11 protein-coding genes are annotated in these 14,928 nt (G+C 68.0%); 7 read left to right on the top strand and 4 right to left on the bottom strand.

The window, feature by feature from the left end; genetic code table 11:
* Positions 1-150: 150 nt before the first annotated feature.
* Entirely contained in the window at positions 151-2,520 is a 2,370-nt protein-coding gene (locus UK23_RS29250; RefSeq protein WP_045314889.1) for a GcvT family protein, read from the top strand.
* Complete coding sequence (locus tag UK23_RS29245; RefSeq protein WP_045314888.1) at positions 2,517-3,629, top strand: aromatic ring-hydroxylating oxygenase subunit alpha; 1,113 nt, start codon at positions 2,517-2,519, stop codon at positions 3,627-3,629. Before UK23_RS29250 ends, UK23_RS29245 begins: the two co-directional genes overlap by 4 nt.
* Positions 3,630-3,924: 295 nt before the next feature.
* Here UK23_RS29245 and secA2 read toward each other — a convergent pair whose 3' ends face one another.
* Positions 3,925-6,210, bottom strand: a complete 2,286-nt coding sequence (gene secA2, locus UK23_RS29235; RefSeq protein ID WP_196777939.1) for an accessory Sec system translocase SecA2 — start codon at positions 6,208-6,210, stop codon at positions 3,925-3,927.
* A 71-nt stretch (positions 6,211-6,281) separates the two neighbouring features.
* Positions 6,282-7,112, bottom strand: a complete 831-nt coding sequence (locus UK23_RS29230; RefSeq protein WP_045314887.1) for an oxidoreductase — start codon at positions 7,110-7,112, stop codon at positions 6,282-6,284.
* 139 nt (positions 7,113-7,251) lie between these two features.
* Here UK23_RS29230 and UK23_RS51965 point away from each other — a divergent pair, with 139 nt between their 5' ends.
* The 3 genes from UK23_RS51965 to UK23_RS29220 all read left to right on the top strand — a co-directional run bounded on the left by UK23_RS51965 (position 7,252) and on the right by UK23_RS29220 (position 9,388).
* Positions 7,252-7,389, top strand: a complete 138-nt coding sequence (locus UK23_RS51965) for a hypothetical protein (protein WP_156213457.1) — start codon at positions 7,252-7,254, stop codon at positions 7,387-7,389.
* Positions 7,390-7,451: 62 nt separating this feature from the next.
* Positions 7,452-8,741, top strand: coding sequence for a YcaO-like family protein (locus UK23_RS29225; RefSeq protein WP_045314886.1), 1,290 nt, complete (start codon positions 7,452-7,454; stop codon positions 8,739-8,741).
* Positions 8,738-9,388, top strand: coding sequence for a TfuA-like protein (locus UK23_RS29220; protein WP_045314885.1), 651 nt, complete (start codon positions 8,738-8,740; stop codon positions 9,386-9,388). Before UK23_RS29225 ends, UK23_RS29220 begins: the two co-directional genes overlap by 4 nt.
* On the opposite strand, the gene UK23_RS29215 is transcribed toward UK23_RS29220, so the two are convergent.
* Positions 9,357-10,640, bottom strand: coding sequence for an MFS transporter (locus UK23_RS29215; RefSeq protein WP_045314884.1), 1,284 nt, complete (start codon positions 10,638-10,640; stop codon positions 9,357-9,359). The genes UK23_RS29220 and UK23_RS29215 overlap by 32 nt on opposite strands.
* Before the next feature lie 10 nt (positions 10,641-10,650).
* A complete protein-coding gene (locus UK23_RS29210; protein WP_330770319.1) occupies positions 10,651-13,578 on the bottom strand; it encodes a carboxyl transferase domain-containing protein in 2,928 nt (975 codons plus the stop codon).
* 178 nt (positions 13,579-13,756) lie between these two features.
* On the opposite strand from UK23_RS29210, the gene UK23_RS29205 reads away from it, so the two are divergent.
* Positions 13,757-14,536 carry a sporulation protein gene (locus tag UK23_RS29205; protein WP_045314882.1) on the top strand — a complete coding sequence of 260 codons (780 nt, stop codon included), beginning with the start codon at positions 13,757-13,759 and terminating at the stop codon, positions 14,534-14,536.
* A 95-nt stretch (positions 14,537-14,631) separates the two neighbouring features.
* On the top strand, positions 14,632-14,904 hold the full coding sequence (locus UK23_RS29200; protein ID WP_045314881.1) for a GlsB/YeaQ/YmgE family stress response membrane protein: 273 nt from the start codon (positions 14,632-14,634) through the stop codon (positions 14,902-14,904).
* Positions 14,905-14,928: the final 24 nt, after the last annotated feature.

Below are 14,928 nucleotides of genomic sequence, written 5' to 3'. Positions count from 1 at the left end.
GAAGCTGAACCTCCCTCATTGCCCGCTTTCACCCAGCGTCAAACAGGCGACGCTCGAACGGCGGTATTGACAGCAGGACGTGCTGGACGCACCTTGTTGCAGATAGCGGAACAAGTTCCGTTCCGCGCAACGGCGGCGAAGGGGTTCCAGATGCCTGGAGAGGTGCCTCGCGTGGTGCTCGTGGGGGCGGGCATTGTCGGCTGTGCGCTGGCCGACGAGCTCACCGAACGGGGTTTCACCGACGTCACGGTCCTGGACCAGGCGCAGGGTCTCGCCGCGGGCGGTTCCAGCAGCCACGCGCCGGGGCTCGTGTTCCAGACGAACTCCTGCCGGAGCATGACGGCCTTCGCGCGCTATACGGTCGAGAAGTACACCGGGCTCGGGTGCTTCGACCAGATCGGCGGGCTGGAGATCGCGACGACCTCCGAGCGGCTGGCTGACCTCACGCGGCGGCACGGGTGGGCCACGTCGTGGGGTGTGCAGAGCCGGCTGATCGACGCTGACGAGGTGGCGGCGTTGCATCCGCTGGTGGACCGGGAACGGCTGCTGGGCGGGTTCCTGATTCCGAGCGACGGGCTGGCGAAGCCGGTGCTGGCGGCCGAGATCCAGGCGCGGCGGGCCATCGAGCGGGGTGCGCGGTTCGAGTTCGGGCAGAAGGTCGTCGCGGTCGAGACTTCCGGTGACCGGGTTGCCGGAGTGCGCACCGAGACGGACACCTATCCCGCCGACATCGTCGTGTCGTGCGCCGGGATGTGGGGGCCGGTGCTGGGCGACATGGTCGGGCTGACCATCCCGCTGGTGCCCATGGCACACCAGTACGCGTTCACCGGCAACCTGAACGTCAGCGCGGAAGAGCTTGCCAAGCAACCCATTCTGCGGCATCAGGAAGCCGATCTCTACTTCCGGTCGCACGGTCGGGCGGTGGGGATCGGGGCGTACGGGCATCGGCCCATGCCGATCAGGGCGCAGGACATCACCGGCTCCGAGGAGCCGTTCACCAAGGAAGATTTCGAGCCGTCGTGGGAAGCCGCCGTCGAGCTGATCCCCGCGTTGGCCGAGGCAGGGCTGGACCGCGGGTTCAACGGGCTGTTCTCGTTCACCAGCGACGGGATGCCGTTGCTCGGCGAACACCCCGGCGTGCAAGGGTTCTGGGTCGCGGAGGCGGTGTGGATCACGCACTCCGCCGGAGTGGCCAAGGCGATGGCAGAGTGGATCGTGGACGGGCAGCCGCAGCTGGACCTGCATTCCAGTGACCTCAACAGGTTCGAGCAGGTGCAGCTCGCGCCGGACTACGTGCTCGAACGCAGCTGCCAGAACTTCGTCGAGGTGTACGACGTGCTGCACCCGTTGCAGCCCATGGAAAGCCCGCGGCCGCTGCGCACGAGCCCGTTCTACGAGCGGCAGAAGGACTTGGGCGCGTTCTTCCTGGAGGCGTCCGGGTGGGAGCGGCCGCACTGGTACGAGGTCAACGCGTCGCTGCCCGAGGTCGCGGAAGTGCCTGGGCGGGGTGAGTGGGCGAGCCGGTACTGGTCGCCGATCTGCGGGGCCGAGGCGCTGGTGACCCGCAAGCGCGTGGCGATGTTCGACATGACGCCGTTGAAGCGGCTGGAGGTCAGCGGGCCGGGGGCGCTGGAGTTCTTGCAGCGCATGACGACCAACAACCTCAACCGCAAGCCCGGCGCCGTGGTCTACACGCTGCTGCTGGACGAGACCGGCGGCGTGCGGAGCGACCTCACGATCGCGCGGCTCGACGCTCAGACCTTCCAGGTCGGTGCGAACGGCAACCTCGACCTCGCGTGGCTCACCAAGCACGCGCCGGACGACGTCTTCATCCGCGACATCACGGCCGGGACGTGCTGCATCGGGCTGTGGGGGCCGCTCGCGCGTGATCTCGTGGAGCGGCTGCCGCACTCGCTGGACACGGGCAAGGGCTACTTCACCGCGCAGAAGGCGTTCATCAAGAACGTTCCGGTGACGGCGCTGCGACTGTCCTATGTGGGCGAACTCGGCTGGGAGCTGTACACCACGGCGGACCTCGGGCCGAAGCTGTGGGACACGTTGTGGGAGGCAGGGCAGGAGCTCGGGGTGATCGCGGCCGGGCGCGGGGCGTTCAACAGCCTGAGGCTGGAGAAGGGGTACCGGTCGTGGGGCACTGACATGACCGACGAGCACGACCCGTTCGAAGCGGGGATCGGGTTCGCGGTGCGCAAGGACAAGGACTTCCTCGGTAAGGCCGCGCTCGACAAGCGTTCCAGCGACAAGTTGCTCACCTGCCTCGTCATCGACGACCCGCACAGCGTCGTCCTGGGCAGCGAACCTGTTTTCCACCAGGGGAAGCCGGTCGGGTACGTGACGAGCGCGGCGTACGGGTACACGACCGGGCTCAACATCGCCTACGCGTGGCTGCCCGCGGGCGTCGGCGAGGTGGAGATCGAGTACTTCGGCGAGCGCGTGAAGGCGCGGCCGGCGCAGGAGCCGTTGTTCGACCCCGAGATGAAGCGTCTGAGAGGCGGAGCATGACCGGCAGCCTGATCTCCACCCTTGAGGGCCGGTACTACACGGACCCGGGGATCTTCGCCGACGAGCAGGCGAAGATCTTCGAGAAGATGTGGTTCTGCGCGGTCAAGTCGGGTGACCTCGCGAACCCCGGCGACTTCCGCACCGTGCAGGTCGGGCGGGAGAGCGTGCTGATCGCGCGGGACCGCCACGGCGCGCTCAACGCGTTCCTGAACGTCTGCCGGCATCGTGGCGCGCGGATCTGCGTCGACGAGGCGGGCAGCGTCAAGCGGGCGTTCCAGTGCCCGTACCACGCGTGGACGTACGCGTTGGACGGCAAGCTGATCGCCGCGCCGAACCTCACCTCGATGCCGGACGTCGACCGGGTGGAATACGGCCTGACGAAAGTGCATCTGCGGGAGTGGCTCGGCTACGCCTGGGTGAATCTCGCGGACGACCCGCCCAGCTTCGAGGAGGACGTCCTCAGCGCCGTGACGGAACGCCTCGGCTCGCTCGAGGGCATCGACGGCTACGAGATCGACCAGTTGTCCGTGGGCAAACGAATCGTCTACGACGTCAAGGCCAACTGGAAGCTGATCATCGAGAACTTCATGGAGTGCTACCACTGCGCGACGATCCACCCCGAGCTGACGGAGGTGCTGCCCGAGTTCGCCGACGGGTACGCGGCGCAGTACTACGTCGGGCACGGCGCGGAGTTCGGCGACGAGATCAAGGGCTTCACCGTCGACGGCGGCGAGGGCTTCGAAAAACTTGCCGCCCTGGACGAGGAACGCGACCGGAAGTACTACGCGATCACCATCAAGCCGCAGGTCTTCATCAACCTCGTGCCGGACCACGTGATCCTGCACCGCATGTACCCGGTGGCCGTCGACCGCACGATCGTCGAGTGCGATTGGTTGTACGCAAAGGAAGTGGTCGACACCGGGCGTGACGTCACTCGCTCGGTCGAGCTGTTCCACCGGGTGAACGAGCAGGACTTCGAAGCCTGCGAGCGTTGCCAGCCCGCGATGGCCTCGCGTGCTTACGCGCGCGGCGGAGTGCTGGTGCCCTCGGAGCACCACATCGGCGGTTTCCACGAGTGGCTGGTCCAGAAACTGGAATCAGCCGACTAGGGGATCGACGCGTCACCCGTGCACGCGAAAGCTTGCACGGGTGATGGAGCAGACGGACTTCTTGCTCCCGGACGGGGAGCACGATCTCCTCCGCCGCATCCGGCAGCTGGCCGAGCGCGCGGAACGGACGGCGCACAACCGGTCCAACCTCGTTGGGCCGCCGCCGTCGCAGGAGCACCTGGACATCCTCGCTGAGATCAGAGCGCTCACCGAGGAGATGACCACGAGCAGACGGGCCGAGGCTTTGCCCCGGCCCGCCAGACCTGCAGATGACTTGATTCCAAACGGATGAAGCTCAGCGGCGCTGGCCGCGCACCATCTTGACCAGACCCTTCATCGTCTCCTCGAGCCCGGAGCCGAACGGGTTGTCGTGCACCAGATACGTCCACGTCGAGCTCGGGCGCTTCACGCCGGAGTCCGCGAGGTCGTAGCCGTCATCGGTGATCTTCGCGGCGTCGTACTTGTCCTGAGCCTGCTCCCACGACTCCGGCACGATCTTGTTGAACGCCGGGATGGCCTCGCGGTGGAACTCGTCGAGCGGGTTCTGCCTGGCCAGCGCGCGCAGGTGGATGCCCTCGCGCAGGTCCGACAGGAACGTCAGGTGGTGCGTCCACAGGTCGTCGAGGTAGAAGAGCGTGATCTTGCGGGCGGCGTCACCGGCCACCTCGTCGGAGACGCCTTCCTTCTTGCCCAGCTTCTCGAGCGCCGCGTCCGTGCGCAGCACCACGTCGCGGTGCTTGAGCAGCAGGTCGCGCTGGTGCTCGATGAGCTTGTTGTAGCGCCAGGTGTTGCGGTGGATCTCCAGGTTCACGCCCTCGGCGACGCGCTGCGCGTGCTCGAAGGTGTGCAGCAGGCCCTTGTCGTGCACCCGGCCATCGCCGTCCACTTCGGACGGATCCTCGGCGTCCGGCGCGTACTGGGTGATGAGGTCGTCGTGCATGGAGGAGAAGAACACCGAGCCGCCGGGGTCGCCCTGACGGCCGGCTCGGCCGCGCAGCTGGTCGTCCAGGCGTGAGGACGAGTGGCGGCCGGTGCCGATCACGTACAGGCCGCCCAGCTCGGCGATCCGGTCGTGGTCCTCGCCCTCGTGGCCGCCCAGGCGGATGTCCGTACCGCGGCCGGCCATCTGCGTGGAGACGGTGACGCGCTGGTACGAGCCGGCGTCGGCGATGATCGACGCTTCCTCGGCGTCGTTCTTCGCGTTCAGCACCACGCACTCGATGCCGGCTTCGCGCAGCTTGGAGGAGATCCGCTCGGACTCCGCGACATCGAGCGTGCCGACGAGGATCGGCCGCCCGGTCTCGTGGACGGTCTTGATCTCCTCGACGATCGCGTCTTCCTTCTGCTCCAGCGTCGCGTAGAGGCGGAAGTGCTCGTCCTCGCGGATGTTCTCCTTGTTCGGCGGGATCACGAGCACCTCGAGCTCGTAGAACTCGCGCAGGGTTTCCGCGACGGCGACTGCGGTACCGGTCATGCCGCAGCGCGTCGGGTACCGGGACAGCAGCGCCTGCACCGTCATCGAGTCCAGGATCTCGCCCGACTCGGTGGTCTGGACGTTCTCCTTGGCCTCGACCGCGGCCTGCAGGCCGTCCGGCCAGCGCTGCAGCTTCGCGACGCGGCCACGCGTGTCGTTGATCAGGTGCACCTTGCCGTCGCGCACGATGTAGTCGACGTCGCGGTGCAGCAGCACCTGGGCGTGCAGGGCGACGTTCACCTTCGACAGCGTGGACGTGACGTGCTCCTGCGAGTACAGGTCGATCTCGCCGAGCGCGCGCTCGACGGCCTCGGAGCCGGCACCGGTGAGGAAGACGTTGCGCTCTTCGTCGTCGATCTCGTAGTGCAGGTTCTGCCGCAGGCGCTTCACCAGGTCCGCGATGACGGGGTCGGCGGCCTCGGCACTGGTCGAACCGGCCAGCACGAGCGGCACGCGAGCTTCGTCGACGAGCACCGAGTCGGCCTCGTCGATCAGCGCGACCTCCTGCTCGGGGACGATCAGGTCTTCGGGCTTCGTGACGATCCGGTCGCGCAGGATGTCGAAGCCGATCTCGCTGACCGGTGCGTACGTGACCTCGCACTGGTAGGCCTCGCGGCGCTCCTCGGCCTTCGAGCTGCCGTTGATCCAGCCGACCGTGACGCCGAGCAGCCGGTACAGCGGGCCCATCCACTCCGCGTCGCGCTGGGCGAGGTAGTCGTTGACGCTGACCACGTGGACGCGCTTGCCCTTGATGGCGAACCCGGCCGCGGCCATGGCACCGGCGAGCGTCTTGCCCTCACCGGTGGCCATCTCGACGACGAGCCCGCTGAGCATGCCCAGCGCGCCGAGCACCTGCACGTCGAACGGACGCTGCCCGATCGCACGCTCGGCGGCCTCACGCGTGAGGGCCACCAGCTCGGTGTCGTCGTGCTCTTCGCGCAGCTTCGCGGCGTGTGCCGTCAGCTCCTCGTCGGTGAACGCCTTGAAGGTGTCCGCGTGTTTCTCCACGTCTCCCAGCAGTGCCGAGAACGGGGCGAGGTCAACCGACGCCGGTTTCTGCGCGAACCGGCGCATCCGCTGCTTGAAGCGCGCCATGAGAGTGGTCACGACGCAGCAACGTACGGCATCGGCTCAGGGTTCCGCAGAGGTCTTGACAGTGAAGGCTCGTTTTGTCCGGTTCATCCGTCCAGTTGGGTCTCGCGGGCAACCTTCTCCCATCGCTCGATGTCGGCTTTGACCTGGCTGAGGTGCGCCAGGAGGCCGTCCACGGAGTCCGGGCCCAGCGGCAGCCTGAGCGGCGTCTCGGCGGCGTCGAGGGCTTTCAGGACGGCTTGGGCGGCCTTCCGCGGGTCGCCGGGCTGCTTGCCCGCGTTCGCCTCGACCATCTGCCGGGTCTTGCCCGCGGAGTCGGCGTAGACCTCGGAGTCCGCGGAGCCGCTGCCGTTCTCGAACAGGCTCGTGCGGAACGCGCCGGGCTCGACGATGAGGACTTTGATCCCGAACGACTTGACCTCGTCGGCGAGGGCCTCGCTCAGGCCTTCGAGCGCGCACTTGGTGGCGCTGTACGCACCGAAGCCCGCGAACGACAGCTGCCCGCCGATGCTGCTCATCTGCACGATGGCGCCCTTCTGCTGTGCGCGCATGTGCGGAAGCACGGCCCTGATGAGCGCGGCCGGGCCGAACAGGTGGACGTCGAAGAGGCTGCGGAGGTCCTCGTCGGTGGTTTCTTCCACGGCACCTACGTGGGTGCGACCGGCGTTGTTGACGAGGACGTCGATGCGGCCTTCTTCGGCGATGACGTTGGCGACCGCGGTGCGGATGGCCTCGTGGTCGGTGACGTCGAGCTGGACCGGGACGACGTGGTTCGGGTGGGCGCGCACCAGATCGTCGAGGCTTTCGGTGCGGCGTGCGGCGGCCACCACCCGGTCGCCCGCTCCGATGGCAGCTTCCGCGATCGCACGGCCGAAGCCGCTGTTGGCGCCGGTGATCAGCCAGACCTTGTCGGACACGTGATTCCCCCTTGTTTCTCGGTGGCCCGACCAGGATTACCAGAGGGCGCGGGGCGAACGACCCCGGACGAGGGCTTCAACGTTTCTGCAACGCCCCTCCTCCAAGATCGGCCAGGAACAACGGAGAGGGGGAAACACCATGGAGAACCAGCAGCTCGCGGACCTGGCCGACATGTCGTCGGCGCGGCTCCAGGAGTTCATGGAGTCGGCTCGGTCGAGCGGAATGACGCAGGGCCTCGCGGGCACCGGCGTCGCGTTGATCGCACAGGTCGACTGATGGCGCGCGGGGTGGCCGGGATCGGGGGCCCGGCCACCCCGTGGACAAAGGGGGGTAGGACGTTGTTGCGGGAACACGCCGCGAAGATCGCGGGAAACGGCACTCATCGTGAACGCACCGCCGAGGACACCTGGCGGGCGGTCTCACCTCATCTGCGCACGATCGGGGTGACCAGGGTCGCGGACATCACCGGACTCGACCGCATCGGGATCCCCGTCTACAGCGCGATCGCGCCGCGGTCCAACGACGTCATCTCGGTCTACAACGGCAAGGGCACCACGGCGGTGGCCGCGCGGACGTCGGCCGTGATGGAGGCGGTTGAGCGGTACGCCGCGGCGCTGCCGGCGCGACCCGTGGCGGTGGCGCCGTACGCGGAGCTCGCGGGGACGCCGGTGCTCGACCCGCGCGAATGCCTGCTGCAGCCGCACCCGAGGTGGACCGAGAGCACACCCATCTCGTGGGTGGAGGGGCACGACCTGCTGAGCGGGAGCACGGTGCTCGTGCCCGCGTTCATCGCCGGCTACCACGTGGCGTGGCACGAGACGCCGTGCAGCGCGGTCGCCACGACCAACGGCATCGCCTCGGGCAACACCGTGGAGGAGGCCGTCTGCCACGCGCTGTCCGAGTTGATCGAGCGGGACGACTGGACGATGGCCGAGCTCGTGGCCCACTACCTCAGCGCCCAGCTCGACCCCGCCGACGCCCTGCCACTGCGGCAGAGGTACCCGGACATCGAGCTGGACAGCCTGCCGGACAGCGCGGCGCGTCTCGTGGAGATGTTCGAACTGGCCGGAGTCTCGTTGCGGCTGAAGAACATCACCGGCGTCTCGGGGGTGCCGAGCGTCTTCGCGGTCTCCGTCGAGGACCTGGCCCCGACGTTCTCGTACGGCCACCACGGCATCGGCACGCACCCGGACGCCGAGGTGGCGGTGCTGCGCGCCATCACGGAGGTGGCCCAGTGCCGGGCCGTCGACATGCAGGCGTTGCGCGAGGACATCACCTTGCCGGGGTCGGACGTGCACAAGTCGCAGTGGCACGCCCAGCGCGCGTCGAAGACCGACGAGGGTTCGTGGGCGACGGCGCCGACAGCCGCGATCCGCTTCCGGGACCTGCCGTCCCGCCCGTCCGACGACGTGGTCGCGGACATCCGCGTGCTGCTCGACGTGGTCCTCGCGCGCGGCTTGGACAAGGCGATCGTCGTGGACCTGTCGCCACCGGGCATCCCGGCGAGCGTCGTGCGGGTGATCGTGCCGGGTCTGGAGTCGTGGAGCATCGACAGCAGCAGGATCGGCGCCCGCGCCACCCACGCGTGGAACGAGGCCGTGCGGTCACTGGAACTGGAGCGGGCATGAACACCGTGGTCTTCCTCGGGCCCAGTCTCGAACCGGCGGTGGCGGCCGGGCTGGCCGACGTCGAGCTGCTGCCGCCGATCAAGCGCGGCGACATCGACGCGCTGCTCGCCCGGCCGGTGCGGCCGGAGCGGATCGGCATCGTCGACGGCGAGTTCATGCAGTCGTTGTCCATCTCCCCGAAGGAAGTGCTCCGTGCGCTCGACAGCGGCGTCGAGATGTGGGGGTCGTCCAGCATGGGAGCGTTGCGCGCGGCGGAGTTGGACGTGTTCGGCATGACCGGGGTCGGACAGGTGTACGAGCTGTTCGCGTCCGGTGAGATCGACGCCGACGACGAGGTCGCGATCACGTTCGACCCGGAGACGCTGGCGCCGTTGTGCGAGCCGATGGTCAACATCCGGGTGGCACTGTCCGCCGCGCGCGACCGGGGAGTGGTGCCGGCGGACGTCGCCGACGCCTTCGTGCGGGCGGCGAAGTCGTTGTACTTCCCCGACCGCCGGATGAACAACGTGTTCGCGGTGCTCGGTGATGACATCTCGCCCGAGCACCGCGAACAGCTGCGCACCTTCCTGCGGACCGACGCGCCGGACGCGAAGCGCGCCGACGCGGTCGCCCTGCTCAGCTCGCTCGGTGCGTCTCGGGGAGCTTGAGCGCCGAGAACAGCGTCGCCAGGCCCATCAGGCACAGGAACGCCGAGACCGACATCGAGCTGCCCGTCGCCCCGAGCAGCGCGGTCATGATGAACGGCGTGCCGCCGCTGACCAGGATCGACGCCAGCTGGTAGGCGAGCGAGGCGCCCGAGTAGCGGACGTGCGGCTCGAACAGTTCGCCCAGATACGCGGCGATCGGGCCGTACACGAGAGAGGACGCGATGCCTCCGACCGTTGCGGCGACGAACAGCAATACGAGCGAACCCGTGTCCACGAGCAGGAAGTACGGGAACGCCCACAAGACCAGGCCGATGGCGCCCGCGATGATCAGCGGGCGGCGGCCCATGCGGTCGGAGGCGTGGCCCGCCCACAGGATCACCGGGATGCTCACGACCGACGAGAGCAGGCTGACGATCAGCACCGACTCACGGCTCAGGCCGAGTGTGGTGGTGGCGTAGGAGAGGACGCCCGCGATCGAGACGTAGAAGATCGCGTTGGAGGCGAACATCAGGCCCGCGCCGAGCAGGATCGGCTTGCGGTGCGTGCGGAGGGCTTCCTTCAGCGGGGCTTGAGCGGCCGGCGTCCGGTTTTCCTTGAGCTCGCGGAAGACCGGGCTGTCCTCGACCTTGAGCTGGATGAAGAGGACGACCGGGAAGAGGAGCGCGCTCGCCAGGAACGGCACGCGCCAGCCCCAGTCCGCGAAGGCCTCCTTGGACAGAGTGGTCGTGGCCAGGATGAACGCCACGTTGCCCAGGAACACGCCGATCGGGACACCTGCCTGGCCGAACGTGCCCGCGAAGCCCCTGCGGTTGTCCTGGGCGGACTCGGTGAGCAGCAGGACCACGCCGCCCCACTGGCCGCCCACCGCGATGCCCTGCAGGAAACGCAGCAGCACCAGCAGGATCGGGGCGCCGACACCGATGCTGCTCGAGGTCGGGAGCAGGCCGATGAGGAACGTCGCGGCGGCCATCAGGGCGAGGCAGATGACGAGGGCGGGCTTGCGGCCGAACTTGTCGCCGACGTGGCCGAAGACCAGGCCGCCGATGGGCCTCGCGATGAAGCCGGCCCAGAACGTGCTGAAGCTCAGCAGCAGACCGACGATCGGGGTCGCTTCAGGGAAGAACAGTTTGGGGAACACAAGTGCCGCAGCGGTTGCGTAGATGAAAAAGTCGTACCACTCAATACTGCTGCCGGCGAGTCCGGCCGCCATGAGCCTGCGCAGGGTCTTCTTCTCCGGGGCAACACTGACCACGGCTTCTCCTTCACCACGTGTCGATGAACGGGCGTTTCTTCCCTTGTCGTTGCCGGGAAGTTGTGGGGGCCAGCGCGGTGGTGATCCAGCGACGGGTGTCTGCCGGGTCGATCACGTCGTCGATCTCGAAGACACTGGCGACGTTGAGCGCTTTGCCGTGTTCGTAAGCGGCTTCGACCATCTGGTCGTACCGTTGCCGGCGTTCTTGCGGGTCTTCGATCGCGTCGAGCACGCGTTTGAAGCCGAGTTTCACGGCGCCTTCCAGGCCCATGGGGCCGAACTCGCCGGTGGGCCAGGAGATGGCGAACTGCGGGACCTTGAGGGATCCGGCCGCCATGGCTTGGGCGCCGAGGCCGTACGCCTTGCGGAGGATGATCAGTCCGAAGGGGACGGTCAGGTTCGCGCCCGTCACGACCATGCGGGTGAGGTGGCGGACGGTCGCGGTGCGTTCGGCTTCGGGGCCGACCATGAAGCCCGGGGTGTCGGTGAGGGACACGACCGGGATGTCGAAGGCGTCTGCGAGTTGGAGGAAGCGGGCGCACTTGTCGGCCGCGTCGGCGTCGATCGCGCCGCCGAGGACGTTGGGGTCGTTGGCGATGAGGGCGATCGGGCGGCCTTCTACGCGGACTAGGGCGGTGACGATGGCCTTGCCGAAGCCCTTGCGCAGCTCCAGGACTGAGTCGGTGTCGGCGAGGGTGTCGATGACCTTGCGGATGTCGTAGGCGCGGAGGCGGTTCTCGGGGACCGCGTGGCGGAGGAGACGCTGGTCTTCGCAGGACCAGTCGGTCGTCGAGTCCTGGAAGTAGGAGAGGTACTTCCGGGCGACGGCCACGGCTTCCGCTTCGGACGAGACCGCGATGTCGACCACGCCGTTGGGGATCTGGACGTCGAGCGGGCCGATGTCCTCCGGGCGGAAGACGCCCAGGCCGCCTCCCTCGATCATCGCCGGGCCGCCCATGCCGATGTTGGCGCCTTCGACCGCGATGATCACGTCGCACGTGCCGAGCAGGACGGCGTTGCCCGCGAAGCAGCGGCCCGCTACCACGCCGATGAGGGGCACTTGGCCGCTGAGCTGGGCGAACGCGTGGAACGAGCCGCAGTCCAGGCCGCTGACCATGCTGTGGTCGGTGTCGCCGGGACGTCCGCCGCCGCCCTCGGCGAAGAGGACCACGGGCAGGTTCTCCTGCTGGGCGAGGGCGAACAGGCGGTCCTTCTTCTGGTGGTTGCGCAGGCCTTGGGTGCCGGCGAGGACGGCGTAGTCGTAGGACATCGCCACGATCCGTTGGCCGTTGACGACGCCGATGCCTGCCACCATGCCGTCGGCGGGGGTGCGTTCGATGAGTTCGTCGAGAGAGCGGCGCGCGCGTTGGGCGGCGATGGCCAGACCGCCGTACTCGACGAAATCGGAGCAGAGGTCGGCGATGTTCTCGCGGGCGGTCCTGCCCCCTGCGGCGTGCCGTTTCGCGGCAGCCTCAGGCCGGTCGAACTCGTGCCGCGCGAGCACTTCGGCCAGATCCGGGCGGATCTCCTCCAGGTCGACCTCGAAAGAGTCCTCTGTAGACTCACCCGTGCCGGACGCGAGGAGTTGCCCCTCGGAGACCGTGTCGCCGACGGACACCAGCACGTCGTCGGACACCCGGACCACGTGCTGCATCTTCATCGCTTCCAGCACGACCGAGTCGGGAGACACCGCCACGACCGTGCCGGCAAGAGGCGCGCGCATGCCGTCGACAGGTTCCTCGACCACGAAATCGGTCGTGGCGCCCACGATTTCCTGCGACAGCAAGGACTTCAAGAAGTCCAGGTTGGTGGAGACACCGTCGATGCGGAACTCGCGCAACGCTCGCCGAGCGCGGTTGAGGGCCACGTCCAGGTCCTCGCCGTGGACGACGAGCTTCGCGAGCAGGCCGTCGTAGTGAGTCCCGACCCGGTAGCCGACGTAGCCGTGCGTGTCGACGCGCACGCCCGGCCCGGAAGGCAACGCGAACGACGACAGCACGCCGCCCGAAGTCTGGTTCACGCGGACCTGCACGGCCGAGCCGCGATCAAGAGGCGTGTAGTCGACGTCGCCACCCCAGGCCAGCAGGAGCTGGGTGCGCACGAGGTCCACACCGGACACCATCTCGGTGACGGTGTGCTCGACCTGCAGGCGCGGGTTGACCTCCAGGAAGGCGAACGAGTCGCCGGACACCAGGAACTCGACGGTGCCGACGCCGGTGTAGCCGGCAGCCGCGGCGATCTCGGCGGCCGCGGTGTGCAGCGCCTTGCGCGTGCCAGGTTCCAGCAGGGGAGCCGGAGCGATCTCGACGACCTTCTGGTGCCGCAGCTGCAAGGAACAGTCGCGGTCGCCGATCACCGACGTGCCGACCAGCTGCACCTCGATGTGCCGGGCGGAGGGCATCAGGCGTTCGAGGTAGACGTCCCCGGCCCCGAACGCCGCCAGCGCCTCCGCCTGGCACGCCTCGACAGCACTGTCGAGGTCCTCGGGCGCGTACACAGCCCGCATGCCCTTGCCGCCGCCACCGAGCACAGCCTTCACCATCACGGGGAACTCGCCCGGCTGGGCGTCCAGCACGGGGATCCCCAGTGACGCGGCCAGTGTCCGAGCACGACGCTTGTCGCCGAGCAGTTCCAGAACGTCGGCGGACGGCCCGACGAACGCCAGCCCACGCGCCTCACAAGCGCGAGCGAAAGCAGCGTTCTCGGACAGGAAGCCCCATCCCGGATGCACCGCGACACACCCGGCAGCGGCGTCCAGAATCTGATCCACATCCAGGTACGGCGAGGGGCCACGCAGGGCGACGGCGCGGTCCGCGAGTGTCACGTGCAACGACGAAGCGTCGTCCTCCGCGTACACCGCCACGGTGCGAATGCCCAGGTCAGCGGCCGCGCGCAAGACACGGACGGCGACCTCACCCCGGTTGGCGACGAGCAGCACGGCAATCCTCCTGAGCGACCGCTTAGTATGTGACGGCGGTCGCATGTTGCCATCTGAAGTCAACGGAAGTCCATACGGAACCGATCGGGGGGTTGAGGCGTCAACGGAACGCTTCACCGCATTTGGGCGATTCAGCAGGCAGACTTCCCCGCAAGGATTTGGGCTTCAGGAGGCCGCAGTGGTGTTCAAGAGGATGATGCGCGCGTTCGGTGTGGGCGGGCCGACTGTCGACACGGTGCTGAACAACCCGAATGTGCGTCCTGGCGAGTTGCTCTCCGGTGAGGTGCGGATCGCCGGCGGCGACCACCCCGCCGAGATCGACCACGTCACGCTGGCGCTGCTCACCCGCGTCGAGGTCGAGAGCGGCGACAACGAGTACAACACCAACATGGAGTTCCACAAGTTCTCCGTGGGACAGCGGATCGTCGCCCAGCCGCACCAGAACCTCTCGCTGCCGTTCCAGATCCCGGTGCCGTTCGAGTGCCCGCTCAACGTCGTGAGCGGCATGCAGCTGTCCGGCATGCAGCTCGGCCTGCGCACCGAGCTCGAGGTCCGCGGCGCGGTCGACCCCGGCGACCTCGACCCGATCTGGGTGCATCCGCTGCCATCGCAGGACGCGGTGCTGCAGGCGTTCGGGCACATGGGTTTCCGCTTCACCAAGGCGGACAACGAGCGCGGCCGCATCTACGGCGTGCCGCAGGAGCTGCCGTTCTACCAGGAGATCGAGTTCTACCCGCCGCCGCAGTTCTCCGGTCGCCTCAAGCAGGTCGAGCTGACGTTCGTCACGACGCCGCACGAGCTGCACGTGATCCTGGAGGCGGACAAGCGCGCCGGGCTGCTGCGTTCGGGCGGTGACGCTTACGGCCGTTTCGCGGTGTCGCACCAGCAGGCCGTCGGCACGGACTGGACCGCGACGATCAACCAGTGGATGGCGCAGGTCTCCGGCAGCCGCTGGTAACGACCGCTGGGCGCTCTCAAGCTGCGGATCTTCCCGAGTGACGGGATGATTTTCACCGAGATCCCCGAACAGGGGTGTAGCGGGAGGAGGCGTCCGTGACCATCGAGAGCATTCTCGGCGCGCTCATCATCGGTCTGATCCTGGGCTTTCTCGGCAAGTTGTTCGCGCCGGGCAAGCAGAACATCCCGATCTGGCTGACCCTGCTGGTCGGTATCGCGGCCGCGTTCATCGGGTCGTGGATCGCGCGGCTGCTCGGCGTGCAGGACACGCCGGGTATCGACTGGATCGAGGTGATCGTCCAGATCGTCGTCGCGGCGATCGGTGTATCCGTCGTGGCAGGTATGTACGGCCGCAAGTCCGTCAGTTAGCTCGATGAAGGGAACCTTCATCCA

Origin of the sequence: Lentzea aerocolonigenes (genome assembly GCF_000955955.1) — a bacterium.
GTDB classification, from domain to species: Bacteria; Actinomycetota; Actinomycetes; order Mycobacteriales; family Pseudonocardiaceae; genus Lentzea; species Lentzea aerocolonigenes_A.
The sequence above is the reverse complement of the archived record's forward strand: the minus strand, read 5'-3'. Positions and strand labels throughout refer to the sequence as shown.